This is a genomic window from Mesorhizobium sp. M2A.F.Ca.ET.043.05.1.1 (assembly GCF_003952445.1).
Lineage (GTDB): Bacteria > Pseudomonadota > Alphaproteobacteria > Rhizobiales > Rhizobiaceae > Mesorhizobium.
Genome location: NZ_CP034446.1, coordinates 107,315 through 132,781 on the forward strand (window position 1 = coordinate 107,315; position 25,467 = coordinate 132,781).

At 64.4% G+C, this 25,467-nt stretch carries 24 protein-coding genes; 4 read left to right on the top strand and 20 right to left on the bottom strand.

Translation table 11 applies throughout. The features are described from left to right. Positions 1–201 precede the first annotated feature (201 nt). On the bottom strand, positions 202–1,128 hold the full coding sequence (locus EJ069_RS00490) for a LysR family transcriptional regulator (RefSeq protein WP_126059596.1): 927 nt from the start codon (positions 1,126–1,128) through the stop codon (positions 202–204). Between the two features lie 163 nt (positions 1,129–1,291). Between EJ069_RS00490 and EJ069_RS00495 the strand changes: the two genes are divergently transcribed. Further along, positions 1,292–2,110: an alpha/beta hydrolase gene (locus EJ069_RS00495; RefSeq protein WP_126059597.1), complete on the top strand. Its 819-nt coding sequence runs from the start codon at positions 1,292–1,294 to the stop codon at positions 2,108–2,110. A gap of 188 nt (positions 2,111–2,298) precedes the next feature. Here EJ069_RS00495 and EJ069_RS00500 read toward each other — a convergent pair whose 3' ends face one another. From EJ069_RS00500 to flhA, 4 genes are read right to left on the bottom strand one after another with little or no spacing between them, the layout of a single operon-like run. After that, positions 2,299–2,565 (bottom strand): hypothetical protein, encoded by a 267-nt coding sequence (locus tag EJ069_RS00500; protein WP_126059598.1) that lies wholly within the window; start codon positions 2,563–2,565, stop codon positions 2,299–2,301. Between the two features lie 48 nt (positions 2,566–2,613). Beyond that, positions 2,614–2,997, bottom strand: coding sequence for a hypothetical protein (locus tag EJ069_RS00505; protein ID WP_126059599.1), 384 nt, complete (start codon positions 2,995–2,997; stop codon positions 2,614–2,616). A gap of 5 nt (positions 2,998–3,002) precedes the next feature. Beyond that, positions 3,003–3,755 (bottom strand): flagellar biosynthetic protein FliR, encoded by a 753-nt coding sequence (gene fliR, locus EJ069_RS00510; RefSeq protein WP_126059600.1) that lies wholly within the window; start codon positions 3,753–3,755, stop codon positions 3,003–3,005. Beyond that, entirely contained in the window at positions 3,752–5,839 is a 2,088-nt protein-coding gene (flhA, locus tag EJ069_RS00515) for a flagellar biosynthesis protein FlhA (protein WP_042640531.1), read from the bottom strand. Before flhA ends, fliR begins: the two co-directional genes overlap by 4 nt. Positions 5,840–5,960: 121 nt before the next feature. Between flhA and EJ069_RS00520 the strand changes: the two genes are divergently transcribed. From EJ069_RS00520 to EJ069_RS00530, 3 genes are all read left to right on the top strand, one after another. Next, positions 5,961–6,260: a putative quinol monooxygenase gene (locus tag EJ069_RS00520; protein WP_126059601.1), complete on the top strand. Its 300-nt coding sequence runs from the start codon at positions 5,961–5,963 to the stop codon at positions 6,258–6,260. Between the two features lie 243 nt (positions 6,261–6,503). Further along, positions 6,504–8,285: a chloride channel protein gene (locus tag EJ069_RS00525; protein WP_126059602.1), complete on the top strand. Its 1,782-nt coding sequence runs from the start codon at positions 6,504–6,506 to the stop codon at positions 8,283–8,285. A 194-nt stretch (positions 8,286–8,479) separates the two neighbouring features. Continuing rightward, positions 8,480–9,865, top strand: a complete 1,386-nt coding sequence (locus EJ069_RS00530; protein ID WP_126059603.1) for an FAD-binding oxidoreductase — start codon at positions 8,480–8,482, stop codon at positions 9,863–9,865. A 12-nt stretch (positions 9,866–9,877) separates the two neighbouring features. On the opposite strand, the gene EJ069_RS00535 is transcribed toward EJ069_RS00530, so the two are convergent. The 15 genes from EJ069_RS00535 to EJ069_RS00605 all read right to left on the bottom strand — a co-directional run bounded on the left by EJ069_RS00535 (position 9,878) and on the right by EJ069_RS00605 (position 25,465). Beyond that, positions 9,878–11,521 carry an MFS transporter gene (locus EJ069_RS00535; RefSeq protein WP_126059604.1) on the bottom strand — a complete coding sequence of 548 codons (1,644 nt, stop codon included), beginning with the start codon at positions 11,519–11,521 and terminating at the stop codon, positions 9,878–9,880. A 149-nt stretch (positions 11,522–11,670) separates the two neighbouring features. Further along, a complete protein-coding gene (gene asnB, locus EJ069_RS00540; RefSeq protein WP_126059605.1) occupies positions 11,671–13,536 on the bottom strand; it encodes an asparagine synthase (glutamine-hydrolyzing) in 1,866 nt (621 codons plus the stop codon). 163 nt (positions 13,537–13,699) lie between these two features. Beyond that, positions 13,700–13,966 (bottom strand): flagellar biosynthesis protein FliQ, encoded by a 267-nt coding sequence (gene fliQ / locus EJ069_RS00545; protein ID WP_126059606.1) that lies wholly within the window; start codon positions 13,964–13,966, stop codon positions 13,700–13,702. A gap of 128 nt (positions 13,967–14,094) precedes the next feature. Beyond that, a complete protein-coding gene (flgD, locus tag EJ069_RS00550; protein WP_126059607.1) occupies positions 14,095–14,502 on the bottom strand; it encodes a flagellar hook assembly protein FlgD in 408 nt (135 codons plus the stop codon). A gap of 1 nt (position 14,503) precedes the next feature. Continuing rightward, on the bottom strand, positions 14,504–14,941 hold the full coding sequence (flbT, locus tag EJ069_RS00555) for a flagellar biosynthesis repressor FlbT (RefSeq protein ID WP_126059608.1): 438 nt from the start codon (positions 14,939–14,941) through the stop codon (positions 14,504–14,506). Continuing rightward, positions 14,938–15,285, bottom strand: coding sequence for a flagellar biosynthesis regulator FlaF (flaF, locus tag EJ069_RS00560; protein ID WP_042640513.1), 348 nt, complete (start codon positions 15,283–15,285; stop codon positions 14,938–14,940). The genes flbT and flaF overlap by 4 nt, the downstream gene beginning before the upstream one ends. Positions 15,286–15,316: 31 nt before the next feature. Further along, positions 15,317–16,366: a flagellar hook-associated family protein gene (locus EJ069_RS00565; protein WP_126059609.1), complete on the bottom strand. Its 1,050-nt coding sequence runs from the start codon at positions 16,364–16,366 to the stop codon at positions 15,317–15,319. Between the two features lie 3 nt (positions 16,367–16,369). Beyond that, the gene (flgK, locus tag EJ069_RS00570) at positions 16,370–17,824 is read right to left on the bottom strand and encodes a flagellar hook-associated protein FlgK (protein ID WP_126059610.1); all 1,455 of its coding nucleotides are present in this window, start codon (positions 17,822–17,824) and stop codon (positions 16,370–16,372) included. A gap of 29 nt (positions 17,825–17,853) precedes the next feature. Then, positions 17,854–19,110 carry a flagellar hook protein FlgE gene (locus EJ069_RS00575; RefSeq protein ID WP_126059611.1) on the bottom strand — a complete coding sequence of 419 codons (1,257 nt, stop codon included), beginning with the start codon at positions 19,108–19,110 and terminating at the stop codon, positions 17,854–17,856. A gap of 91 nt (positions 19,111–19,201) precedes the next feature. Further along, complete coding sequence (locus EJ069_RS00580) at positions 19,202–19,870, bottom strand: response regulator transcription factor (RefSeq protein WP_042640505.1); 669 nt, start codon at positions 19,868–19,870, stop codon at positions 19,202–19,204. A 221-nt stretch (positions 19,871–20,091) separates the two neighbouring features. Further along, positions 20,092–20,682: a transglycosylase SLT domain-containing protein gene (locus tag EJ069_RS00585; protein ID WP_245456407.1), complete on the bottom strand. Its 591-nt coding sequence runs from the start codon at positions 20,680–20,682 to the stop codon at positions 20,092–20,094. Then, complete coding sequence (locus tag EJ069_RS00590) at positions 20,612–21,961, bottom strand: flagellar hook-length control protein FliK (protein ID WP_126059612.1); 1,350 nt, start codon at positions 21,959–21,961, stop codon at positions 20,612–20,614. The genes EJ069_RS00585 and EJ069_RS00590 overlap by 71 nt, the downstream gene beginning before the upstream one ends. Continuing rightward, the gene (locus tag EJ069_RS00595; protein WP_126059613.1) at positions 21,958–23,418 is read right to left on the bottom strand and encodes a chemotaxis protein MotC; all 1,461 of its coding nucleotides are present in this window, start codon (positions 23,416–23,418) and stop codon (positions 21,958–21,960) included. The genes EJ069_RS00590 and EJ069_RS00595 overlap by 4 nt, the downstream gene beginning before the upstream one ends. Beyond that, complete coding sequence (locus EJ069_RS00600) at positions 23,415–24,833, bottom strand: MotB family protein (RefSeq protein ID WP_126059614.1); 1,419 nt, start codon at positions 24,831–24,833, stop codon at positions 23,415–23,417. The genes EJ069_RS00595 and EJ069_RS00600 overlap by 4 nt, the downstream gene beginning before the upstream one ends. Then, entirely contained in the window at positions 24,830–25,465 is a 636-nt protein-coding gene (locus EJ069_RS00605) for a hypothetical protein (RefSeq protein ID WP_126059615.1), read from the bottom strand. The genes EJ069_RS00600 and EJ069_RS00605 overlap by 4 nt, the downstream gene beginning before the upstream one ends. Between the last annotated feature and the right edge of the window lie 2 nt (positions 25,466–25,467).

The window sequence follows — 25,467 nt, forward strand, 5'->3', positions numbered from 1 at the left end:
AATTTGGCGGCATCAGCCCAAAGCCGCGCTGCCTGGTCCACCGCATATTGAGGTCTGATCGATTACTTCGTCGCGTGAAACTCCGTTTTGCCTGTCGTTCCTTAATCGGAGAAGTCGAGATGGGTCGATTGACTGAGATTCGAGAATGCGGAACACAATTCTGTAGCGCCCCAATAAGAAGAAATCGCAGGAGCTCGATATCTAGTATGGAACTTCAGCGTATCTTATGATGCTCTGTTTTTGCACGTTTTCGACCAATTCATCCGCACGCGATAGAAGCCGGCGAAGCAAGGGCGAGGTATTTGTCTCGTTATATCCAAGCGTGAGATCAACTGTCGGAGGCACTCCTTCCAGCGCTCTGGCAACAACGTTTGGTGCGAGCATATTTTGCGCATAAAGCGGGACAAGAGTAACTCCGCCCGTGGATGCGACAAGCGACATTGCCGACGATATGTTCTCGCCTTCGTATTTTGCCTTGAGCACGATCCCCGTACTCGATGCGTACTCCTGGATGGCAGCTTGCAATACTGGAGACGTTCTCGCCGAACTGACGTAAATTTCGCGGGCGAGATCTTCCGGCCGAATCTTTTTGCTTGATGCCAAGCGATGGCTCGCCGGCAGCACGGCGAGAAGAGGCTCCTTCGCCAGCAATTTGAAGGATAAGCCCAAACTCTGTTTCTCGGGACGAAGGAAGGCTAGGTCCAATCTCCCGCGCATTAAGGCAAGGGCAAGCTCCGGGGACGATAGACTACACAGCGTGACTTCAGTCTCCGACGCTTCCTCACGGATCATGCGCAACAGGTGAGGCAACCACGTGACCTCCAGCCCAACCAGAAACCCCATAGCGAGTGCGGGTCTTTTCGGCTCTGCCGTCCGTCGGGCGCCTTCGATCGCAGCCTCGACTTGCAGAAGTGCCAGCCGAGCATGATCGAGAAACACTTTACCGGCGGCGGTGAGCGTCACGCCACGCGGCTGCCGCTCCAGCAGTTTTACACCGATTTCGGTTTCCAGATCGCGAATTTGCCTGCTGAGGGAGGGTTGGGAAGTGTGTAGCCGTCGTTCGGCTGCGGTCAGTAAGCTTCCCTCCTCGGCAACAGCAGCAAAATAGCGCAAATGCCTCAATTCCATCAGGTCCTCGCTATACCTTTAAGGCATAGCTCGAACATACAAGGTATTTGTCTTTGAAAAAAGGGCGATTTAGTTAACGTCGCAATTCGGGGATATAATCAAACACGCCTCGCCGGAGGTATTTCCCCACTCAACTGTGCCCAATTTGAGAAGGAGCGACTCAATGCCTACGATCAAAACCTCAGACGGCGTAAGCATCTTCTACAAGGACTGGGGCTCAGGCCAGCCGATCGTATTCAGCCACGGCTGGCCGCTGTCGGCGGACGATTGGGACGCCCAGATGACCTTCTTCCTTCGACACGGCTACCGGGTGATCGCCCACGACCGGCGCGGCCACGGCCGGTCCGACCAGCCCGGCACCGGCAACGACATGGACCACTGGGTTGCCGACCTGGCGGCACTGACTGAACACCTCAACCTTCGCGACGCGATCCATATCGGGCACTCGACAGGTGGCGGCGAGGTAGCTCGCTACGTCGCCCGCTATCAGGAGCGCGTCGCGAAGGCGGTACTGGTCGCTTCGCTGACGCCGAACATGTATCGGAGCGAGAACAACCCCGCCGGTCAACCGCCGGAATGGTTCGAAGCGATCCGGGCAGGCGTGCTGGGCAACCGGGCAGAGTTCTTCCGTTTCGTCCCTGAGAATCCATTCTACGGCTACAAGCTGGACGGAGCCAAACCTTCGGAGGCAGTGATTGCGAATTGGTGGCGCCAAGGCATGGCCGGCGGCGCGTTGGCGCACTACGCAACAGTCGACTCCTGGCTCGAAGATTACACCGAAGACCTCAAGAAGATCACCGTGCCGGTGCTGGTGATGCATGGCGAGGCCGATCAGGTCGTCCCGTTCGCAAGTTCCGTGCCGCGTGCGGTCGACCTGCTCAAGAACGGGTCGCTGAAAACCTACCCCGGCTACCCCCATGGCATGCTGACCACGCATGCGGATGTCCTCAATCCCGACCTGCTCTCGTTCATCAGATCTTGACGACATCGACCGGACCACGACCGTCATCAACGTCGGACGGAGAATCTGTCACCCGGCACTGCCGGGTGACAGCTGTAGGTGCTGATACATGACGCATTCCCGAACTGTGCTTCCGACAGTGGCAATTTGCCTGATGCGTAGTGAAAGATGCAATTTGTCGCGCTTAAGTCTTTCGATGCGGTGGCCGATTACTCCACCGGTCGAAATGTCTCGGCGTCTCGGCTTCCGCCATCTAGGAAGTAAGAGCCGGGGGTTCCCGTCGATTTAATGTCGGAAGGACCACCAGCTTCCAAAGTGCCCGTCATAAGCTCGTTTATCGGCTTCCGGCCTTTAGGTAACCGCAGGCTGGCGTTGCCGTCGTATTCGAGTTTTATGGCGCTCAACTCGATGACAGCTTTTGGGACACTGACCATTGTGTCTGAACGGCTGAAATAAGGCGCGAAGCTGTCGTTCACGTGGTGTAGTCCGTAAGTCAACTTCGGGTTATAGGCAGAATTACCGAATTACTCCTCGGCCCGCTTCTCCGTGATCAAATCGAGCCGCTCGCGGTCGGAGCGTTCGCGTTCGTCGCGGCGGCGCACGTCCTCGTAGGCGCGCTCGACCATGTTGGTGCGCGCCGTCGCCGTGGCGATCAGCGCGGCTTCCTGCCTGGCATCTTCCAGGTTCTGTTTCTGGCGGCCAAGCGCGTCGGTGATGTGCTTGTGGTAGAGCGCGGGAAAGAGGCCTGCCAGCGATTTGTCGGTGTCGAAATGCTCGATCAGTTCCTTGGCCTCCGCTTCCGCCTTGACGGCGGCGGCGAGGAAGCCGGCATGGCGGGTCTCGTGCAGCGCCTTCAACTGCTCCTGCACCTTGACCAGTTTCTTCAGGCGGTCTTTTCGCGTCGTCATGGCGGCTATCTTGCCAAGGTGAGGTCGACGAAGCCGTCGACGAACAGCGACAGCAGCGTGCCGACAGCGAAATAGAAGATGATCATGCCGCCGGCGATGACGAAGGGCAGGGAGATGAAATAGACCGGGATCTGCGGCGTCAGCTTGTTGACGAAGCCGATCGTCAGATTGACCAGAATGGCATAGGCGACAAACGGGCTGCCGAGCCGAAGGACCAGGAAGAAGGCGTCCGACACCGTGTCGGTGACGTCGACCAGCGCTGCCTGCGGATTGAAGAACACGTTGACCGGGGCGACCTGATAGGAGGCGACCAACGCCTTGACGATCTCGTGGTCGAAATCGAAGACGAAAAGCAGAAGCAGCGCCGAGAACGAGATGATGGCGGCAAGGGCTGCCTGCGGCTCCGGCTCCTCGATCGCCGGCCCGCCCGAGCCGCCATAGCCGATCAGCGTGGCGATGGCCGAGCCCATGAAACGCAGCGCTTCCATATAGAGCCTTGTCATGGCTCCGATCAGCCCGCCGACCAGCAGCTCCGAGACGATCATTGGCGCGAGCACCTGCGGGCGCGGATCGACGAACGGGTAGATGCGATCCCACAGGAAGGCGAGCAGGCCGCCGGTCGCGGCGATCGACACGAACAGCCTGATCTGCAGCGGCACGCGCGCGCTGGACAGGCCGGGCATCAGCATGAAGCAGGCGCCGATGCGGCAGAAGGCGAGGAAGGCGGCGATCACGACGCCTTGCGAGGGCGCGTTCACGAGATGGTTCCGAGCACCTTGATCTCGACGCCCTTGGCGATCTCGACATGGCTGAGAACGGGAAGCGTCGTGAACAGCCGCTCGATGATCATGCGCACATAGGGACGCGCGTCGGGCGCGGTGACGAGCACGAAGCGTTCGCCGGCCTCGAGATGCTTGCGGATCGCCTTGGTCGCGTCCTGGCCGAATTCCTCGAGCTGGCGCGGATCGATGTCGAACTCGCGCACCTCGCCCTTGGCGTCGCGCTTGAGGCTTTGATGGAAGGCGAGGTCCCAGCGGTTGCCGAGGCGCAGCACCTTGAGCGTGCCGCCTTCGGAGAGGTCGCCGCAGATCTGCTGCGCCATGCGGATGCGCACATGCTCGACGATCTGCTCGGTGCGGCGCACATGCGGCGCGATCTCGGCGATCGCCTCGATGATCAGATGCAGGTTGCGGATCGAGACGCGCTCGGCAAGCAGCAGCTTCAGCACCGCCTGCAGGCCGGGATAGGAGATGTGCGAGGTGCATATCTCGTCGGCGAGCTTGCGGTACTCCGGGTCGAGCCGCTCCAGCAGCGCCTTCATGTCCTTGTAGGAGAGAAGCTGCGGCAGGTTATTGCGGATCACCTCGGAAAGATGCGTGAGCAGCACCGACATGTTGTCGGCGAAGGTGAAGTTCTCGCGCTTCAGATCCTCGGCGAAGGTTTCGAGCACCGAATAGGCGCGCATGCCGAAGGCCGGCTCGCGGATTTCCTCGCCGGGGATGTCCGGCACGCCGCGGGTGCCAAGCAGCACCATGATCTCGCCGACGCGCATCTGGTATTCGGCGACCACCGTGCCGTGCACCTTGATCTGGTAGCTCTTCGGCGGAATGGCGAAGTCGTCGGCGACGCGCACTTCAGGCACGACGAAGCCATATTGCTGGGCGAATTTCTTGCGCATCTTCGACATGCGGAACACCAGTTCCTGATGCGCCACCATCAGCCTGGTCGACAGCTGCTTGCCGATCAGCAGCTCGATCTCGGCGGTGACCAGAGAGGCCTTGACCGAGTTCTTCTCCTCCTCGACCTTGTTCGCCTTCTCCTGCGTCTTCAAGGCTTCGGCGGCGGCAAGCGCGCGGTTGTGGCGCAACGGGATGATGTAGCCGAGGCCGGCCATGCCGCCGGCGAGCGCGAAGAAGGGGAATAGCGGCAGGCCGGGCATCAGGCCGAGGATGACCAGCAGCGAGGCCGCGACATAGAGCGCGCGCGGATGCGCGCCGAGCTGGCCGAACACCGCCTGGTTGGCCGAGCCGCGCGTGCCGCCCTTGGAGACGAGCATGCCGGCGGCGAGCGAAACGATGAGGGCCGGGATCTGGGTGACCAGGCCGTCGCCGACCGACAGCTTGATGAAGACATCGGCTGCCTGGCCGAGGCCCATGCCGTGGCGCAGATAGCCGATGGCGATGCCGCCGACGATGTTGATGGCGGTGATGATCAGGCCGGCGATAGCGTCGCCGCGCACGAATTTCGAGGCACCGTCCATCGAGCCGAAGAAGGAGGATTCCTCTTCCAGCTCGCGGCGGCGCAGCTGCGCCGTCTTCTCGTCGATCATGCCGGCGGAAAGATCGGCATCGATCGACATCTGCTTGCCGGGAATGGCGTCGAGGGTGAAGCGCGCGCCGACCTCGGCGATGCGGGTGGCGCCCTTGGTGATGACGATGAAGTTCACCACGATCAGGATCATGAAGACGATGAGACCGATGACGAAGTCGCTCGACATCACCAGCTTGGAGAAGCCCGAGATGACATAGCCGGCGGCATGCGTGCCCTCATTGCCGTGCGACAGGATCATGCGCGTGGTGGCGATGTTGAGCGACAGGCGCAGCATCGTGGCGATCAGCAGCACGGTCGGAAAGGACGAGAAGTCGAGCGGGCGCTGGATCCACAGCGCCACCATCAGGATCAGCACCGAGAGCGCGATCGAGAAAGCGAGGCCGATATCGATGAGGAAGGCGGGGATCGGCAGGAACAGCACCGCCAGGATGACGACGATGCCGAGCGCGAAGAACACGTCGCGGCCGTTCTTCGCCACCAGGCCGGACGGGAGTGTTTCGCTGATCGCCATGTCGTCCCCAAATCAAGACCCGCCACGCACAGGGCAGGCCCTTGACCGTAACCCCCCAAGCTTGCGCGAAGGTGGGAGAGCGGCTACGCCGGCTCGATCCTGTCGGCGGAAGGAAAATCGCATGCTGCTGATCATCGGCACGATCCGGCTGCCACCGGACAGGCTTGAGCAGGCAAGGCCAGCAATGCAACGTATGATCCTGGCAAGCCGCGCCGAGCCGGGTTGCCAGGGCTATTCCTACGCGCAGGACGTGCTGGACGCCGGGCTCATCCATGTTTCGGAAGCCTGGAGCGACCGTGTCGCGCTCGAAGCGCATTTCAAGTCTGCGCATATCGCCGAGTGGCGCGCGAGCTGGGCGGAACTCGGCATCGGTGACCGCAAGCTCACACTTTACGAGACAGACGGCGGGGCGCCGACTTGAAAGCGGCCGGCCCTGCCGACGGAGCTGCTGGCGATCTTCGTCGCGGAGGACAACGGCGGCCCGCTGACAATCCCGGCAGCTGATTAAATCTATCACCTTTGTCGCGGCGGAAGCCTTCGTAACGCTAATTCGCGCAACGCCAAATTGGCGCCACATGCGGTCGGCATTGCGATTGCCACGCACAGCCGCCGCGCGTATCAGGCACGGCAGTTCTTTTCTTTCGCATACCGGCGAGCCGTTCCGTTGCCTGCCAGAAACGACCCACAAGTCTACGCCCGCCGGCTTCGCGCGGTGCTGATCAGCTCGATCCCCGTGCTCGAGGCGCGCGGCATCGTCATCGTGCTGATGGCCGGCGTGGTTGGCGCGATCGCGGGCGCGCTGGTCACCGGCATGAGCGCGCTGGTGCAAGGCATGCACTATCTGCTGTTCGACGTGCAGGCGGGCGGCCGGCTTTCGGCGATGTTCTCGCTCGCCGACCCGGTGCAGGCGATGTTCCCGGCGGTCGGCGGCCTGCTGCTCGGCCTTTCCGTCATCTGGCTCAGAAAGCGCAAGTTCCGCACGCCGGTCGACCCGATCGAGGCCAACGCGCTCTATGGCGGGCGCATGTCGCTCACCGATACTTTCATCATCGTGGCGCAGACGATGATTTCCTCCGGCTTCGGCGCCTCCGTTGGATTGGAAGCCGGCTACACGCAGATCGGCTCCGGTATCGCTTCCAGGCTTGCCCGCGCGTTCCGGCTGCGCCGCAACGACGTGCGCATTCTGGTCGGCTGTGGGGCCGCCGGTGCCATTGCCGCCGCTTTCGACGCGCCGCTGACCGGCGCCTTCTACGGTTTCGAGCTGGTCATCGGCATCTACTCCGTCGCCAATGTGGCGCCGGTGATGGCGGCGGCTATCTGCGCCTCGCTGACGGCGGAAATGTTCGGCGGTGTGCCGTTTCCGTTGGAACTGTCAGGTTTGCCGAATTTGACCGCCAGCGAGTATGTGCCGTTCCTGTTGCTGGGCCTGCTTGGCGGCGCGGCTTCGATCGCCATCATGCATCTGGTCAGCATCGTCGAGCGCGTCTTCGTGCGGTTGTCGATCGACGCGTCGGTCAGGCCGTTCATCGGCGGCATCTTCGTCGGCCTGCTCGGGCTGGTCACGCCGCAGGTGCTTTCGAGCGGCCATGGCGCGCTGCACCGCGAGTTCGCCATGAATTACGCGCTGCCGGTCGTGGCGAGCGTCTTCGTGATGAAGCTGGCGGCCTCGGCCGTCTCGCTCGGCTCGGGCTTCCGCGGCGGCCTGTTCTTCGCCTCGCTGTTCCTGGGCGCGCTGCTCGGCAAGGTCTTCGCGGGCGTCATGGCGATGACCGCGCCGTCCGCGGGCATCGACCCCGCGGTCGCCGCCGTTGTCGGCATGACCTCGCTTGCGGTCGGCGTCGTCGGCGGTCCGCTCACCATGACGTTCCTGGCGCTGGAATCGACCCGCGACCTGACGCTTACCGGCGTAGTGCTGGCGGCCTCGATCATGTCGGCGATCCTGGTGCGCGAGACCTTCGGCTACTCCTTCTCGACCTGGCGCTTCCATCTGCGCGGCGAGACGATCCGCAGCGCTCATGACGTCGGCTGGATGCGCAGCCTCACCGTCGGCTCCATGATGCGCAAGGACGTCCGCACCATTCCCGCCTCGGCGACGCTCTCGGAATTCCGCAAGGAGGTCCCGCTCGGCTCCGCCCAGCGCGTAATCGCCGTCGAGCATGCCGACCAATATGTCGGCATGCTGTTGGTGCCGGAACTGCACAGCGATCGTTCCGACGGCGATACGCCGGTGAGCGCGCTGGCCCAGTTCAAGGATGCGGTTCTGGTGCCCTCGATGAATGTCCAGACCGCGGCCGAGACGTTCCAGCGCACCGGCGCCGAAGAACTGGCGGTGGTGGAGGATTTTGATGAGCGCATCGTCCTTGGCCTGCTCACCGAAAGCCATCTGATGCGCCGCTATGCCGAGGAGCTCGACAAGGCGCGGCGCGATCTGTCGGGCGAAGGTTGACCCGAACGACAGCCCGGCCAATAAGAGGCCATTTGGAAAATCCACTCCGCCGGCCATCTGATGGCGTTTTGTGCGCTTCCGGTGCTCACGGACCTGAATGTCCGCTCCGCTCCGGTTCTCGAAACCACCACCATATGACTCGCCGGAGCGAATTTCGAAACGGTCTCTAAGACGTCACTCCTGGAAGCCATCCCATGCAAGTCAAGCGCAACGGCGATATCTCGTTCTGGTATGCGGATCTGGGCGCTATCCCCGCGCCGCGCCCGCCCTTGCCGGGCGACATCGAGGCGGATGTCGCGATCGTCGGCGCCGGCTATACCGGGCTGTGGACGGCCTATTACCTGAAGAAGGCGAAGCCATCGCTGCGCATCGTGCTCGTCGAGCGCGAGTTCGCCGGCTTCGGCGCCTCGGGGCGCAATGGCGGTTGGCTGTCGGGCGGTTTCGGCTGGTCGCGCGAGAAGTATCTGAAGACCTCGACACGCCAAGGCGTCACGGCCATGCAGCAGGCGATGGCCGGCTGCGTCGACGAGGTGATCCGGGTGGCAGCGGAAGAGGGCATCGATGCCGATCTCCGCCGCGTCGACAATCTGACGGTCGCCACCAATGCGGCGCAGCTGGAGCGCGTGCGCGAGGAATGCGAGACGACCCGCTCCTGGGATGCCGATCCCGAACGCATCGAGCTGCTTGACGCCGACGCGACGCGGACGCGCATCAACATCCGCAATGTCATGGGCGGCTTCGTCATCCGCGGCCAGGCGCGCGTGCAGCCGGCCAAGCTGGTGCGCGGGCTGGCAGCGGCGGTCGAGCGTCTCGGCGTTTCCATCTATGAGAAGACAACGGTCACCGCCCTTGCCCAGGGCGTCGTGACCACGGACCGCGGCACGGTGCGGGCCGAAACCATCATCCGCGCCACGGAAGGGTTCACGGCCGGTATCCCGGGGGAAGAGCGGACCTGGCTGGCGCTCAATAGCGCGCAGATCGTCACCGAACCGCTGTCGGAAGAGCTTTGGCGCAAGATCGGTTGGGAGGGGCACGAACTGTTCGGCAATGCCGCGCATGCCTATTGCTATGCCCAGCGCACACGCGAGGGACGTATCACCATGGGCGGGCGCGGCGTGCCTTATCGCTACGGCTCGCGCACCGACGTCAACGGGCAGACGCAGCAGGCGACGATCGACCAACTGCACACGATCCTGACGACGCTGTTGCCGCAGACAGCAGGGTGCCGCATCGATCACGCCTGGTGCGGCGTGCTCGGCGTGCCGCGCGACTGGTGCACGACGGTGGGGCTCGACCCGGCGACGCGCATCGGCTGGGCCGGCGGCTATGTCGGGCTCGGCGTGTCGAGCTCAAATCTATCGGGGCGCACGCTGACCGATCTGGTGCTCGGCCAGGATACCGAACTCACGCGGCTGCCCTGGGTCAACCGCAGGGTGCGGCCCTGGGAGCCGGAGCCGTTCCGCTGGCTGGGCGTGCATTCGATGTATCAGCTCTACCGCATCGCCGACCAGCGCGAGGCGGCGGGGCTCGCGCATACCTCAAAGCTTGCCGCCCTGGCCGACAGCATCACTGGCCATTGATCGGTCAGAAAATCAGTGATCGATCGGGCCCTTGGGCGAGACAAGCGTCGTGCCCGCGGTGGTCGGGCGCTCGATCATGCGGCGCACGCGCGGCGGGTTCTCGCCGCTGTGCAGCGCGCGGATGCGTTCGCCGACCACGGCATCGGCATGGGTGGCGCGGCGGTTGTGGCGGATATACTCGACCCAGGTCGGCGTGTGGTAGTGCTCGATCCAGACCGACGGATTTTCGAGATCCCGGGCGAGCGTCCAGTTGCGGGCGCCGTCGCGGCGGCGGATGCGGCCGCGCTCTGCCATGGTCGCCAGGAATTCCGGCACGTCGTCCTCGCGGATGATGTACTCGATCATGACGGCGATCGGGCCGCTGCGCGGCTTGAGATCGAGCGATAGCGTCGGCTCCTTGAAGCGGTTGAGCGGATCGAGGTTGAGAACCGTCTGCTTCGGCAACGGCAGGACAAAGCCGATGGCCGCGCCAGCCAGCATGGCGACCGCCGCCGCGATCAGCGCGGTTTCGGCGCTATGAGCATCGGCGACGACGCCCCAGATCCAGCTGCCCAGCGCGATGCCGCCGAAGGTCGCCGTCTGGTAGATCGACAGCACGCGGCCGACCACCCAGCGCGGCGTCGACATCTGCACGGTGACGTTGAAGTGCGAGAGCGCGATCACCCAGCAGGCGCCGCCGATGAGCAGGCCCGCCGATGTCTGCCAGCCATTGTGGCTGACCGCTGCGTTGAGGGCGCAGAGCGCGAAGCCGGCAAACGCCATGCGCACCATCACCTCGCTCGACAGCAACTGTCTGAGCCGCACACTGATCAGCGCGCCGCCGACCGCGCCGATGCCGAAGGCGCCGAGCATGATGCCATAGGTCAGCGCATCGCCCTTGACGACGTCGCGCGCCACCAGCGGAAGAAGCGCGAGCACCGCGCCGGCGCTGAAGCCGAAGGCAGAGCCGCGGACCAGCACCTTGGCGATGTTGGGCGACATGGCGACATAGCGCAGGCCGGCGCCCATCGCCGCGCCCAGAGACTCGCGCGGCAGGGTCTGCTCGGGCAGCGCCGGCTTCCAGCGGGCGAGCACGGCGATCAGGCCGATATAGCTGACGGCGTTGGCGGCGAAGGCGGCCGCGGCACCCGCGGCGGCGACGATGACGCCGCCGATGGCCGGGCCGACGCTGCGGGTGATATTGAAGCCCAGCGAATTGAGCGCGACCGCCGCCGGCACCTTGGCGCGCGGCACCATGTCGCCGACCGAAGCCTGCCATGACGGGCTGTTCAGCGCCGTGCCGCTGTCGATCAGGAAGGTGAAGGCCAGCAGCGTCCAGGGCGTCATCCAGCCTTGCCAGGTGAACAAGGTGAGCAGCGCCGAGACGACCAGCATGAAGGTCTGCGCGACCAGCATCACCTTGCGGCGGTTGAAGCTGTCGGCAATGGCCCCGGCGACGAGCGCGAACAGCATGATCGGCAAGGTGGTCGAGGCCTGGACCAGCGCCACCTGATAGGACGAGGTGGCGATCGTGGTCATCATCCAGGCGGCGCCCACGCCCTGGATCAGGCCGCCGAAATTCGACACCAGGCTGGCCGCCCAGACGGCTCGGAATATGCCGTGCCGGAACGGCGCCAGCGCGGAGACGCGTTCGCTTTCCGGCTCGTCGTCGATCATGGTTGGGCCTTCGTCCGCTATTAAGGCTCGCCGCGCCCGAAGAGGCCGGCGACTCGCCAAAGAGTGAGACCCAACAACAGGATGGCAAAGGCGAAAATGCGTCGGCGAAGCTTTAAACCAAGCATCTCGCCGGTCTGGACCAACCCAGGCTATTTTTCGCCTCTCGTCTCGACGTGCAGGGCCTCGGTCAGGTCGCCTGTGGTGTCGCCGCGCATGTAGAGCCTGAGCAGCATTTCCATGCCGACGAGCCGCAGGCGCGACGTTTCCTGGCTTCTTGCCATGTCGATCAGGTCGTCCAATTCGGAGGACGACCATTTCATCGCGTCGCGAAGCAGACCGCCGCGCAGCAGCCCTTGCGTGCCGGCCGAAAAAGCATCGGCCATGTCGAAGCCGATCTTTGCCGCACGAATGTTTTCGCGTGGCAGATGGTGTTCGGCGACTTTCTTCAGCAGCCACTTGCCGGTTCCGTCGCGGTATTTCTGCCGGCGCGGCAGGTGAAGGGCGAAGTCGATGAGCCGGTTCTCGAGGAACGGCACCCTGAGCTCGACGGACGCCGCCATGCTTAGCCGGTCATGCCTGTGCAGCAGGTCCTGCAGATGCGAGTAGAGGTCGTAAAAGCAACTTGCCAGGAAGGCGCGATCATCGAGCGGCGTGACGCCGTCCAGCCTGTCGAACAGCTTCGTCTGCAGGAAATTCAACTCGGGCGACAGGGCTCTGAGCGCCATGCTGCGGTCGGAGGGCGAGCCGCGGCCGATCGAGTTGCGGAACGGCGCGCGACGTAGTTCGGCGAATTTGCGTGCGCGTCTGGTCTTCGAGCGGAACAGGCGCTGCAGCCAGGAGCGGCGCCAGAGCCGCATCGTCGACGTCTGCCATTTGTAGCCGCCGAAAAGCTCGTCGGAGCCCTCGCCGGTGAGCAGCACCTTGACGCCGTCGGCGCGGCACTGCTCGGCAAGCGCCAGCAGCGCCGCGTGGCTGGCATGCCAGCCGTCGGTCTCGAGATGCCAGACCGCACGCGGCCAGAACTCGAGGAACCGCTTCCTGTCGAAAGGAACCCGGCGCAGGCCGATACCGATATGGCTGCCGGTGCGTTCGGCGTCCGGCGCCTCGCTACGGCCGAGCTTCTGGTCGATGACATAGCCGTGCAGCTCCGGCCTGAAGCGCTTGGCGAGCGCGGTGATAAGGCCGGAATCGACGCCGCCGCTGCAGGCGGTGGCCAAGTTGGCATCGGCGATGCAATGCAGCTCGACACTCTCCTCCAGCAGCCTCTCGAGCGTCGCCATGTGCTCGGCGTCGGATGTCCTGTCTTCGGCGATGCGCGCCGTCTCGATCACATCGAGGACATGCCAGAAGCGGCGCTTCTCGATGCCATCGCCGGTAATCTTCCAGAGACCGGCGGGCGGCAGCCGGTCTATGCCGTCAAAGACGCTGTAGCTGGAATCGCGGCTCTGCCAGGCCAGCCGCAATGTCAGCTCGCGCGTGTCGATCCGGCGCGCAAAGTCATGGCAGGCGAGAATCGCCTTGTCCTCGGAGGCAAACAGCAAGCGCTCGCCGGTGTCGGCGACCGACAATGGCTTGATGCCGAGCCTGTCACGGGCAAGCCACAAGGCCTCGTCGCGAGCATCGAAATAGGCGAAGGAGAACATGCCGTCGAACAGCGGCACCGCTTTCTGTGGGCCCCAGTGATGCAGGGCCTGAAGCACCACTTCGGTGTCGGACACCGTGCGGAAGGTCAGGCCCTCCGACTCCAGCGTCTTGCGCAGCGCGCGAAAATTATAGACCTCGCCATTGTAGCACAGCACGCCGTTGCCGGATGCGGTCAGCATCGGCTCGCGCGCGGCGGGTGAGGGGTCGATGATGGTCAGCCGCCGGTGCCCGAGCGCCAAGCGGGCGTTGTTCCAGTTGCCGTGGTCGTCGGGACCGCGATGCGCCAATGCCTGCATCATGCGCGCGACATCGGAAAGATCGCCGCTCCCGATCGGATCGCGCTTTCGCCAGACGCCGGCTATTCCGCACATGGCCCGCCGGCCGTTCTTGCCTGATGCATCGCTTCCTGAATCGCCGTTTGCGGCAAAGACGCCGGCCGATGCCGGCACGGCTACAGTCTAGCCGCAACAAACGTCGCCGCAAGCGATCTCGCGCCTTGCGAACAGGCCGCTATCCGCCTGTCGCGGACTTGCGTCAGAAGCCGTGCTCGATGCGCTCGAAGATAACGTTGGTGAAGGCCGATATCTGGCTGCCGATGAATGGGCCGGTCAGCGCCACCACGAGCATGATGGCGACGATCTTCGGCACGAAGGTCAGCGTGATTTCCTGGATCTGGGTCAGCGCCTGGATGAGCGCGATGCCGATGCCGACCACCATCGCCACCAGCACCACGGGGGCGGAGGCGGTGAGAACCGTCCACACCGCGTACTGGACGACATCGAGGGCATCGGCCTCATTCATGCGGGCACACCCCCAGCGGTCAGACTAAAGCGCGTCGCGATCCTTCGGATTCGCTCCATGCGCTTTAGGTCTCTGGTTTTACGCATGTCTTTATCCCGAAACCGGTTCCCACTTTCGGGAGACATGCTTTAGCTGGCCGGCTTGATCGAGACGCCCGCGCCGACCGGGACTTTGGTGCCGTCCTGCAGCACGGCGATGAGGCCGTTGCTGGAAAGCGTCACCGAAGCCACCGTGCCGGTGGTCTTGCCGTCGGCCGAGGTGATCGAGCGGCCGATCAGCGCGTCGGCCTGCGAGAGCGCCGATGACTGCATGATCTGGTCGAGCTTGGTGTTGGTCTGTACCGACTGCTCGACCTGGGAGAAGGTGGCGAGCTGTGCGACATATTGCGTGGAATCCATCGGCTTGGTCGGATCCTGGTTTTTCATCTCGGCGATGAGGAGCTTCAGGAACGACTGGTAGTCCACCGCCGTCTTCGAGGTCTGCTGGCTGGCCTGGTTGGCGCCAACCGGGATCGTTGTCGTCATGTCGACAGCCATCTTATGCTCCTACAGCCAGTGCGCGGGGCGCTTCGGGAATCTCGTCAGTGTCTTCGAGCGCCTTGCGCTCGAGCGGATAGAGCGCGCGGATCGCCTTCAGCGCCTCGTAGATCTCGTCCTCGCCGACCATGCGGTCGATCTGCTTCAGCCTGTTGCAGATGTCCTGGTTGTCGAAGCTCGCGATCAGCATCGGCAGCGAACGGCGGAACATGTCGCGCGCCTCCGCGGCGCCCGCCGGATTGATCAGCATGATCTGCACGATGAAATAGAGCTGCCTGAGCGGCGTCGAGGCCTGTTCGGCCTGGATGACATGGCTTTCGAGCAGGAACTGCACATCGTTCATCAGCTCGATGGTGACCTTGCGGTCGACGCGGATGACCGCGCCATTGATGTAGATCTTCTCGTTGGGCTTCAGCGAGATCTTCAGCGTGTTGGTCATTGGATGCCGTCTCGGATGATCTGAGAGACCTCGATCAGTCCTTCGAAATTGTTGGTGCGGCCCTGGCGGATGTCCTCTGTCTCGCGCAGCAGCCACAGGCCGATGGAGATCAGGTTGGCGCGCAGTTCCTTGGGGAGCGCGTTGTCGCTGGAGCCGAGATCCTCGACGAAGGTGGTCCAGATGCGGTTGGTGAAATGCAGCGCCTCGACCGCCTCCATGGAGTCGGTGCCGACCGCGGCCGCCGCGGCCAGCATGTCGATCGAGCGGGTGAGCAGCTGCCGCTCCCGGTCCTTGGCATCGGCGACGGAGTCGGTCTGGATGTCGGCGTAGGAGAATTGATACATCGTCGGCGCTCTGGCGTTCCGGTTTACGTGTTCAAGTCAGATAGTTGAGCAGGCTGAGCTGCTGCAAACGCGCGGTCAAGGCAAAGGATGTCTCGATATGCTGTGTCAGGTCGGCCACGCGGGTCGCCGCTTCCGTGGGATCGACACCTTCGAGATCAAGGATATGCTTCTCGAAGAGGTCGACCTGGGTCTTCATGCGGTCGCTGGCATCGGACACCCGCTGCTGGGCAATGCCGGTTTCGGCCCGTATCTGGGTGATGCCGCCGATCGCCTCGCCGACCAGCGCCTGGGCGCGGCTGACCACCGCGTTCTGCGCCGCCTCGCTGATGCTGCCCGTCATCAGGCTGCTGACCATGGCGGCCGCCATGGCGAGCTTGCGGATGCCTTGGTCGTTGGCGCTGATCGAGGTCTGGGTGGTCTCGTTGAGCGAAATGCGGCTGGTGATCTGCTCGTCGGTGGCGCTCGACCAGTTGGCCTGCCAGCCGGAGCCCAGGAATTGCGGCTCGACCTGCGTGGTGATGAAGTTATCCATCTGCGCGGCGGTGATGTTGGCCGCAGCCGGGTCGGTCTGGGTAAAGCCGAAATAGCTGGTGAAAGCGGCGTCGAACGCCGCCTTGGCCGGCGAGCCGGCGGCGTTGAAATCGTCGATCGGCTTGACGTCGGTGTTGGTGCCGGCAAACAGATATTCGCCGTTGACGCTGGTGTTGAGGATGCCGGTCATCTGCTGCAGCGCCGAGGCGCCGGCGGTCCGCAGGATGCTGGTCGAGGAGTCGCCCGACACGCCGCTGGTCAGCGCGGACAGGAAGCTCTGCGCGCTGTTGGCGATCTGGCCGAGCGAATCCTGGGTCGATTTCAGGCGCGCCGAGACGAGCGCGTTGGAATCTACAATGCCGTTCAATCGGTCGAGGTCGCGCTGGAAGGTGACGGCCTGGGTCGTGCGGCTGCCGAGCGCCAGTCCGATATCGGCGACCGTGCCGGTCTGTGATTCCTTCGTCGCCTTGATGAGGTCGGCCTGCATCTTCGCCTGCTGGTAGCGCAGCGCGTTGGATATGGCAGCCGAGGAAACGCCTGTCGCTTTCATGAATTATCCCACCGCCGCCAACAGGGAATCCAGCATGTCGCCTACCGTCTTCATCATATGCGCCGATGCCTGATAGGTGTGCTCGAGGTCGAGAAGCAGGGACATTTCCTGGTCGATATTGACCCCGGTGTCGTTGGACAGCGCCTCGGCCGTGCGTGCGGCCAGCGCCTGCTTGTTGTCGGCATTGGTCGAAGCCTGCTGGCGCACGCCTTCGAACCAGCCGATGGCGTTAGCCGCATAGTCGGAGACGCCGGAGCTGACGGCAATGCCGGTGGACGTATCGAAGGCCATCGGCTGATCCAGCTTGTTGCCGTAACCGATCAGCAGGTCCGCATAGGACGCGCCGCCGCCGGTGTTGGCGACATAGGCGACGCCGTTGGCGCCGCCGTCGCGCAGCAGCGCGGGATTGCCGCCGGCGCTCGGATCAAAGGCGGCGTTGACGCTGATCGACCCGGCGAGGCCGTCGACCAGGGTGCCGGCGGGCGGAATTGCCGGCGCGCCGGACCATGTGAACAGGCCGGTCGCATTGGGCTGCGACGGCGCGGTCTCGGCAAATGCCGTGATCAGGCCGCGCGCGATTTCGTCGAGCTGGCTCTGCATGGTCGAGGCGACGCCGTCACGCAGCTTCAACAGGCCCGCCAGCTTGCCGTCGGCGGTGGTGTTGTCGCCGGTGCCGGCGGAAACCGGCACGTTGTCGATATAGATCGTGTTGCCGGGCGTGCCGGCCGAATAGCCGGACGATGGCGTGAAGGTCACCGAGCGCGGCACGGTCTCGAACAGCGTCGTGCCGTCCTTGGTGGTGATGACCATGTCGTTGTCGCCGCGCGTGAAGGTCGAGACCGGGACATATTCCGATATCTTCTTCAAAAGCGCGTCGCGCTGGTCGAGCGCGTCGGATACGTCCGTGCCCGAGCGTGTGCCCGAGATGACGGCCTTGTTGGCGTCCTGGAACTGGCTGAGCAGCGAGTTTAGATCGTTGACGGCGGTGGCGATCTGGCTGTCCGCCTGGGTTCGAAAATCCTGGATCGCCTTGGTGCCGCTGTTCAGCGAATTCACCACCTGCTTGGCGGCGTCGACGACGCTGGTGCCAAGGTTCTGGTTCGACGGCGTGGTGGCGTAGAGCTGCAGGGCTTTCTGCAGGTTGGCGATCGCCGTCGAGGGCGACGACGCGTTGTCGACCCCGTTGACCGACAGATCGAGCTGGTCCATGCCGTCGTAAAGCGCGCTCTGGCCGCTCCACGCCGACAGCGCCTGGAGGTTCTGCCGAAACAGCAGATCATTGGCGGTGCGCTGGATTTCCACCATTCTGGCGCCGGGCGCCGTGCTGGTCACCACGGCGATGCGGCGGGTATAGTCCGGGTTCGAGGCATCGGCCACATTGCGCGATACGACGCTGGTCTGCTTGGAGGTGGCCAGAAGCGCCGACTGGGCAATGCTTAGTGCGGAGGAAAGCGACATGCTGATCTTTCACGGGCGGCGCCCGTCGGTTATCTCTTCAGGTTGACGAGGACGTCCATCAGGTCCGAGCCGGTCTGGAAGACCTTGGAATTGGCGGTGTAGCTGCGCTGCGCCGCAATCATGTTGGTCAGTTCCTCGGCGATATCGACGTTGGAGTTTTCAAGCGCTCCGGAGACGATGGAGCCGAGCTTGCCCTCATTGGCAAAGCCGATATGGACGGCGCCGGAATCGGTGCTCTGCACATAGACGTTGCCGGGCATGGCGGTGAGGTTGTCGGGGCTCTGAACGTCGGCCAGCGGGATCTTGTAAAGCGCCTTGGTCGAGCCGTCCGCGAACTGCGCGTAGATGACGCCGTCCTGGCCGATCTGCACCTTCTGGATAGAGCTAGGCGCGTTGCCGTTGACCTTGGCGTCGGCGACGGTGAAGCCGGTGCCGAGCTGGGTCAGCTTGGAGAGATCGAGGTTGAGGGTCTGGCCGCCCGGAACGGTGAAGGAGACGCCCGTGGTCGCGCCGGTGAGCTTGCCGGTGGTGGTGTCGAAGGTGAGGTTGGCCGATCCCAGCATGCCCCCCGTATAGGGGAACGAGGTGCCCGGGGTCGCCTTCGACTGGTCGAAGACCGCGACCTGCCAGGTGCCGGCGCCGGTGTTGGTGAAGTAGACGTCGAGCAACTTCTTGTTGCCGAGATTGTCGTAGGCGACCAGCGAGGTTTTCGACGTGTACTGGGCGGTCGCGCTGTTGGTGGAGGGCAGACTGCCGGCCGCGACCGGAGTGGCGCCTGCCGGCAGGTTGCCGCTGAATATTCCGCTCGTGCTCGGCGTCGCCGTCATTTCCTGGTCGGAGATCTGCACCGGCACGAGGCCTTCGAAGCCGTTGGCGGTCGCGGCCGGATCGCCATTGGCGTAATCGTAAGCCATGAGCTGGTAGCCCGCGGCATTGACCAGCCGGCCTTGCGCATCCGGGACGAAGGAGCCGGCGCGGGTGAGATAGGGCGTGCCGCCGGCGTCCTGCACGACGAAGAAGCCGTCGCCGTTGACGGCAAGGTCGGACACCGAAGTGGTGTAGGTCATGACGCCTTGGGTGCTGACGGCGGAGCGGATCGTCGTCGTCACGCCGCCCGAATTATAGGCGCCGCCGGTGCCGGGCATGATCAGGGACGAGAACTCGGCCGAAGAGCGCTTGTAGCCGGTGGTGTCGGAGTTGGCGATGTTGTCGGCCACCGTGGACAAGCGGTTGGCCTGCGCGTTCATACCGGAAACGCCGGTCCGCATCATTCCGTAGAGGCTCATCGATGGATCTCCGCAGTGCCTGGGTAGGAGGCCACAAAACTATGCCTCGTGTCTTGCGCGAGGCTGGCGCGGGATGTGCCTTGGACGGCCATCAAAACACCAGCCGATAGCCGAGGAACCGCTTGGAATCGATCGGGTCGTGGCCGAGCTTCTCACGCAGCTTCTTGCGCAGCTTCGAGATGTGGCTCTCCACCACGTTCTCCTCAACCTCTTCGTCGAAGATGCCGTAGATGGCGTTGAAGACCTGCGTCTTGGTCACGCGCCGGCCGCGGTTGCTGGCCAGATATTCCAGGATGCGCCGCTCGCGCCGCGGCAGCGGCAGCGGCTCGCCGTCGATCTCCGGATCGCGGCCATCCATGAAGATGCGCATCGAGCCGACTTCGGTGTAGGCGGCCTCTTCGGAGCCGCGGCGGCGAATGGCGGTGATGCGGGCGAGAATCTCGCGGATATGGACAGGCTTGCGGACGACATCGTCGACGCCGCTTTCGAACAGGCGCAGCGTATGTTCGAGCGAGTGATGTTCGCTGAGCGCGATCACCGGTGCGCCGGTCCGGTCGCGGATCTGGCGCGGCGACACCGCGCCCTCGCGGCAGTCGCCGATGAGAAAGGCCCTGACGGATCTGAGATCGGTGTCGGCGGCGGAACTCACCCACTCGCCGAATTCGCCTGGCGCGAAACCGGCCGTGGCCACGCCCTCGCGATCGAAAAGTGAGGAGTAGCCCTCTGTCACGAGCTCCCGCTCGTCAACTATCACGATCATCGGCCCGCCCTCCGAATCAATTCATTTGCCCCGTGCGGAAAGGGGTACCCGGGTCGGCGAATCCTGAAAAACCATCATTTCTTGTAGCTATTTTCTTGGGAGTTTTTTTGGGAGCCGTAATAAAAGCGATCGTGCAGGTGTATTCGCGCCAGCTGTTGGCGGATGAATATTAGCGCCAGCGGACAGGCCGGCGACAGCCATCGGCATTCAGGAGAAAGCAACTATTGGTTGCAAAACTTGCTGGCATTCGGCGTCCATTTGCCGAAGCCGGTGGCGACCATGTTGGCGATGACGCGGCAGACATAGACCTTCTGCGCCGGGTCGTTGTCGGGGCCGGCATGGTAGCGAGCGACGGCCATCGACCAGGTCATGTGCCGGGCGTGCAGGGCGGCCAGGAAGCGTGCGGCATAGTCGACATTCTGATGCGGGTCGAGCATGTCCTCGACGCTGCGGAAATGGTCGCCGTGATAGTGCTGGTTGATCTGCATGCAGCCGAGGTCGATCAATGTCTTGCCTTCGCGGCGGGCATTCTCGAAGGTGGCGAGAGCTTCATCGCGGCTGCGCGGGAACACAGCTTTTCCCTCTATATTCAAGGCATTAGGCTGAAGGCTGCCTTTCTTTCCGGTTTCTGTCAGGCCGACCGCATAGAGAATGCCGGCCGGCACGCCGTAGCGATCCGCGGCGCGCAGGATCTCCGGCTCGCAGGGATTTGTAGCTGCGCTCGCGCCACCGGCCGCTAAGCTAGATGTACATATCGTCGCCAGCACGCTCGCGAAGAGGCGAAGCCGGGCGGGCAAATTCCTGTGCGCCATTGCTGTCGTTCCTTCCCGGTTGCCGGCCGCCGCCTGCGCCGTTGCCGCCCGAGTTCCCGGGCTGGAATGAAGGCTGGTCGCGACCTGTCGACATCGGCATGGCGCTGTTGGCGTCGGTGCGGCTCGCCGCATGCGCTGCTATCGAAGGTTGCAGGATGGTGACCTTGTCGACGTCGAAGCCGAGGCTGCGCATCGACTTGACGATGGCATCGCTGTCGGTGGTGAGACGGCGATATGCCTCGTGCGTCTCGGGCTTCATCTCAATCGAAAGTTGCTCGCCCGATAGCCGCAGGCTGGCGGTGACCGCCCCGAGCTCCGCAGGGTGGAGCTCGATCTTGAGCACGTGTGTCGGAACGGCAACAGAATTGGTCGTCTGGGAGCCTGCCGAGGCGCTTGCGAAAGCCTGCTGAACGCCGTTGTCGGTGGCAAGCGCCTCAACCAGCGCCGACGCCGTCTGGCCGATTGGGTTTTGCGCCGGCGCCGGGAAGCTCTGCTGGCTGACGACTTCCATGCGTGTGGCGGAAGAAGACGGCTTGACCGGTGTCTGCGAAGCAGCCGGCTGCGATTGTTGTGATGCCTTGGAGGCGGAAGCCGGTCGCCAGCCCTGCGGCAGCACAGGGCTGTCGGCCTGCGGCTCATTCCCTTGCATCGGCAAGATTCTGGTTTCGCTGCGACCGGGCATGTCGAGAGCCATGTCCGCCTTCACCGGCTTCTGCCCGAAGTCGGGCCCGGACGCTTCAGCGGCCGTCGAACGGGCGGATCGCGACTGCGGCTCGGCGGAACTGCCGACCGGCGCGCGCTTGCCAATGCGCAGTTGCAGCTTCAGTGCCTCGTCCTCGCCGGCGCCTTCTCCATCGGCAACCGAATCCTTCCCGTCCGCGCCCGACGATTGCGCGAAGTGCTTCATGTCGCTCAACGCCATCAGCAATGGCAAGCGGTCCTGCAGCGGCACGGAATCGCTGGCTTGCGCCGTGGCATCCTTGTCGGTCGTCGGCGTCGCCTCGTCGGCCCGGGCGGCCGCGTTCCTCGGGGACTTTCCCGCGGCCTTCTGCGAGCCGGTTTTCCCTTGCGGATCCTGGTCAGGCTCCTGCTTGCCGTTGTCGGCCGCCGAGCGCTTTGCCAGATGGGCGCCCGGCAATACGGTCGTGTGCTTGTCCTGCGGCTTTTCCGTCTCGCGCACCATCTCGCCGAAACTCTGATCCTTGTCCTTGTCGCCGGCGGCGTGCGGCCGGGGCTGGGTCGAAGCGAAGCCCGGCAAGGTCTGGTTGACGCTGGTCACTTGGGGGCTGCTCCGAGAAGTTGGTCGATCTGGTCGAGCTGGCGGCGCGTGCTGGCCACGGCGGCGTCGATGGGGTCTTGTACCTTTGGGGCCGTCGGCGCGGAGGCCTGGACCACCGGCGCGGCATCGGCTTGCATCGGAGCGTCGGCCGGCGTTTCAGCCGTTGTTCGCGCCAGTGGCTGGGCAGAAGGCGGCGAAGCCGCGGGTGGAGTGTCCTTCGCCGGATCGCCCGACGCGACCGGCGGATTGCTTGCCGGTACCGGCGGATCGCTTGACGCGACCGCTGGCTGGTCGGGCATCGCTCCTTCCACTGGAGGCAGATCCGCATTGGCCGGATCGGCCGAGGCCTCGGCCGCCGCCTTCGCCTCATTTCCCTTCGCTGCGGCCGGCGCGGCTTCCGCCTTGGCCGGCGCCTTTACCGGCGCCACCACTTCGCCCGCCACGGCCTGCGCGGCGTCAAGCAGGTCACGGTCGTTTTGCGAGAGCTTGCCGCGGTCGATCTTGCCGAGACTGGCACGCACCTCATCGACGCTGGCCGATGTCATGGTGGAAAGGCTGGAATAGAGTTGGCTGCGCGGGTCGTCCTGGCTGCCGCCGCCGTTGCGGCCCAGTTCCGCCTTTGCCGCGGCAAAAGCCGAGAGCTCCGTCATCCCGTCGATCGCGGCGTGGCGCGCGATGCGCAGGTAGATTACCTTCTCGCGCTCGGGATCCATCATCGAGGTGATATCGGCGATCTTGTCCTGGCTGATCGCCATATGCAGCGTGATGACGCCGGAGACAAAGGCATCGGCGAACTGGCTGGCGTAGGGCGAGTAGAGATAGGACGCGACATATTGGGTCGACGCCAGCGCGAAACGGGCGGCGTCGCCCTGCGCGGCCGCGATGCCCACGGAGCGGCGAAGCGCCGCCTCCTCGACCAGCGTGCCGGGGCTGAGCAGGCGCGCCTCGTCCAGCAGGGCGAGCGCCTGGGCAGGGTCATCGGCCGCAAGCAGTGAACCCTTGACCAGCGCCAGAAAGGCGCCGATGTCCGGAGGCACGCTCATCGGATCGATCGGCTTCAGCATTTCGATCGCGTTGGCCGGCCGCCCATTCAGATAGGCGACGACGCCCTTGGCGATGGCGAGGCTTTGCGGGTCGGTCATCGCGCGCGAAGCCGCCGCCGCGACCGTCACCGGATTGCCGCCGCTCATGCCGTAGACCAGCAAGGCGCGGAAATTCTTCGGCTCCTTGAAGTCCTCGGCATTGGCATCGCGCATCCGGGCGTCGATCATTTCGAGGAGCTTCGCCTGCATCGGCAGCGCGGCATGATCACCACCGGCAATGCGGTCCTGGATCAGCTGCAGCGAACGCACCAGCTGATAAGGCTGCAGCGCGTCCCGCGCGAAGGCCGCCGATGGCGACCCCGCCGCAAGCAATAGCAGCGCGATCGCGCCGCCGATGACGCTCCTGCCCTTCATCCGCCGGCCGTCATCAGGATTTCGATGCGGCGGTTCGCGGCCGCCATCGGATCGGAGGCGATCTTGGGCTGCCGGTCGGCGAAGCCCGCGACCTCGGTGATGCGGCTTTCGTCGACGCCGCCGCGAACCAGCATGTAGTAGGCCGCATGGGCACGCGCGGTCGACAGCCGCCAGTTGTCGTAGGTGTCGCTGCGGAACGGCCGCGCGTCCGTGTGGCCGCTGATGGTGATGGTGCCCTTCTTTTCGTTGATGATGTGGCCGATCTTTTCCATCGCCAGCACCAGCTCGCGGCGCGGCATGGCCGAACCGATCTCGAACATGCCGAAATCGAGCTGATCGGTGATCGAAATGACGACCCCCTTGTCGGTGGCCTCGACGGAGACGCCGTCGGCGAGCTTTTCGCCCGGCAGGAATGCCTTGGCGAGTTCCTTCTTGATTTCCGCGGCCTGCTGGAGGGCGGCTTTGCTCGGCGCCTTGTCGCCCTTGTTGGCGCCTTGCTCTTGTTCGGTCTTTTCCACTTTCGCCGCTTCGGCTTTGGTGTCGCCGGCCGCGGCCTCGCGCTTGTCGGCGTCGGCTTTCTTGCCCTGAGCCTTGTCAGTCTTGTTACCTTCACCCAACGGCTTCTCGGCCTCGCCCTGCGCGGCCTTCTGACCGGCCTTGGCTTCGGTCTTTTCCGAGGTTGCCAGCGGCTCCAGCGGCCCGGCCGTCAGCGGGGGAGCCGCCGGAGCAGCCTTTGCCTTCGGCACCGCGACCGTTGCGATCTTCTCGTCAGGCTTGGCGGGATCGCCTTCGATCTTGGCGCGCTCGGCTGTGGCCTCGGCGCCAGGGGCCGCCACCTGCTGCGACCAGAAATCAGGCGCGAAGGGGTCGCGATAGGATTCGCCGCCGGAAGCGCCGGTCGCCGGGCCGGCCGCCTGGGCGCCGCCTTCGCCCTTGGCGCTGACATTCTGCAGCACCCCCGTATCGGCGGCGATCTCCGCCAGCACCGCATAGGGATCGGCAAACAGCTTTTCATCGGACAGCTGGGCATCCTGCGCGCCGTCCTTGGTCTGCCGGCGTTCGGACGAGCCGGCGCCGCCCTTGCCGTCCTCGCCCGCCTTGGTCGCGCCCTGCTGCGGATTGTCCGCGGTCAAACCGACCTTGCTCGGGCCGTCGCCGAGATCCTCGAGGCCCTTGCGGCTGGAATTGCGATCGATCAGCTCGACCGGATTGAAATAGCTGGCGACGGCTGCCTTGGTCTGCTCGTTGGCGGCGTTGATCAGCCACATGACGAGGAAGAAGCACATCATCGCCGTCATGAAATCGGCGAAGGCGATCTTCCACACGCCACCATGGTGATCGTCGTCATGACCGTCGTGATTGCGCTTGACGATGATGATCTCGTGCCGGGGCTCGGCATGGTCGATGGCGCTCATGACAGAACCTCGGACAGGGACGCGGACCACTCGGCGATACGCGTCTCGAACACCGTTTCGTCGATGCTGACGGTCAGGTCGAAGCCCGGCGCCTCGGCGAAGTCGAGATTGGCCGCGCGGGATCCAAGCGCCGCCTTCAGCGGCTCGAACAGCGAGAGCGGTCCCCGAACACCGATGCGGACGGCCTCGTTGTCGGCGACCGCGGCGGCGATGGCGCGTGAAAGGGCCTGAAGCGAACGTTCCTGCAGGTCGTCGCTGAGAAGGCCGCCGATGATGCGGGCAACAGTCGCGCCGGTAAGCTCGGCAACGCGCTGCTCCATGGCCTCGATGCGCGTGGCGACAGCGGCGCCGAGGTCGCCGCCGAAGCTTTCAAGAAAGGCTCTCGCGGCATCGTCGCTGGCCTGGCGCTCGGCTTCGAGCGCGGCCTGATGGGCGAGCGCAAGCCGTGCCTCGAGCGTGGCCTCCGCGTCGGCCACCGCCTCGGCGATCAGCGCGCCGATGTCGGCCTGTGGCGCGTGCGGTGCCGGCGCGGCCGGCATATGCGCGGCTTCGCGCGAGGTCGCCGCCTGGCTGGCATGCGGGGTGCGCGAGCCGAAATCGGGCAGGAGATCGAAGAGGGCCGCCGAGACCATGG

What these genes read in the sequence shown, in the direction of transcription:
- EJ069_RS00490 (WP_126059596.1), bottom strand. Translation starts at nt 1,128, where the DNA reads ATGGAATTGAGGCATTTGCGCTATTTTGCTGCTGTTGCCGAGGAGGGA.
- EJ069_RS00495 (WP_126059597.1), top strand. Translation starts at nt 1,292, where the DNA reads ATGCCTACGATCAAAACCTCAGACGGCGTAAGCATCTTCTACAAGGAC.
- EJ069_RS00505 (WP_126059599.1), bottom strand. Translation starts at nt 2,997, where the DNA reads ATGACGACGCGAAAAGACCGCCTGAAGAAACTGGTCAAGGTGCAGGAG.
- flhA (WP_042640531.1), bottom strand. Translation starts at nt 5,839, where the DNA reads ATGGCGATCAGCGAAACACTCCCGTCCGGCCTGGTGGCGAAGAACGGC.
- EJ069_RS00520 (WP_126059601.1), top strand. Translation starts at nt 5,961, where the DNA reads ATGCTGCTGATCATCGGCACGATCCGGCTGCCACCGGACAGGCTTGAG.
- EJ069_RS00530 (WP_126059603.1), top strand. Translation starts at nt 8,480, where the DNA reads ATGCAAGTCAAGCGCAACGGCGATATCTCGTTCTGGTATGCGGATCTG.
- EJ069_RS00535 (WP_126059604.1), bottom strand. Translation starts at nt 11,521, where the DNA reads ATGATCGACGACGAGCCGGAAAGCGAACGCGTCTCCGCGCTGGCGCCG.
- asnB (WP_126059605.1), bottom strand. Translation starts at nt 13,536, where the DNA reads ATGTGCGGAATAGCCGGCGTCTGGCGAAAGCGCGATCCGATCGGGAGC.
- fliQ (WP_126059606.1), bottom strand. Translation starts at nt 13,966, where the DNA reads ATGAATGAGGCCGATGCCCTCGATGTCGTCCAGTACGCGGTGTGGACG.
- flgD (WP_126059607.1), bottom strand. Translation starts at nt 14,502, where the DNA reads ATGGCTGTCGACATGACGACAACGATCCCGGTTGGCGCCAACCAGGCC.
- flbT (WP_126059608.1), bottom strand. Translation starts at nt 14,941, where the DNA reads ATGACCAACACGCTGAAGATCTCGCTGAAGCCCAACGAGAAGATCTAC.
- flaF (WP_042640513.1), bottom strand. Translation starts at nt 15,285, where the DNA reads ATGTATCAATTCTCCTACGCCGACATCCAGACCGACTCCGTCGCCGAT.
- EJ069_RS00565 (WP_126059609.1), bottom strand. Translation starts at nt 16,366, where the DNA reads ATGAAAGCGACAGGCGTTTCCTCGGCTGCCATATCCAACGCGCTGCGC.
- flgK (WP_126059610.1), bottom strand. Translation starts at nt 17,824, where the DNA reads ATGTCGCTTTCCTCCGCACTAAGCATTGCCCAGTCGGCGCTTCTGGCC.
- EJ069_RS00575 (WP_126059611.1), bottom strand. Translation starts at nt 19,110, where the DNA reads ATGAGCCTCTACGGAATGATGCGGACCGGCGTTTCCGGTATGAACGCG.
- EJ069_RS00580 (WP_042640505.1), bottom strand. Translation starts at nt 19,870, where the DNA reads ATGATCGTGATAGTTGACGAGCGGGAGCTCGTGACAGAGGGCTACTCC.
- EJ069_RS00585 (WP_245456407.1), bottom strand. Translation starts at nt 20,682, where the DNA reads ATGGCGCACAGGAATTTGCCCGCCCGGCTTCGCCTCTTCGCGAGCGTG.
- EJ069_RS00595 (WP_126059613.1), bottom strand. Translation starts at nt 23,418, where the DNA reads ATGAAGGGCAGGAGCGTCATCGGCGGCGCGATCGCGCTGCTATTGCTT.
- EJ069_RS00600 (WP_126059614.1), bottom strand. Translation starts at nt 24,833, where the DNA reads ATGAGCGCCATCGACCATGCCGAGCCCCGGCACGAGATCATCATCGTC.
- EJ069_RS00605 (WP_126059615.1), bottom strand. Translation starts at nt 25,465, where the DNA reads ATGGTCTCGGCGGCCCTCTTCGATCTCCTGCCCGATTTCGGCTCGCGC.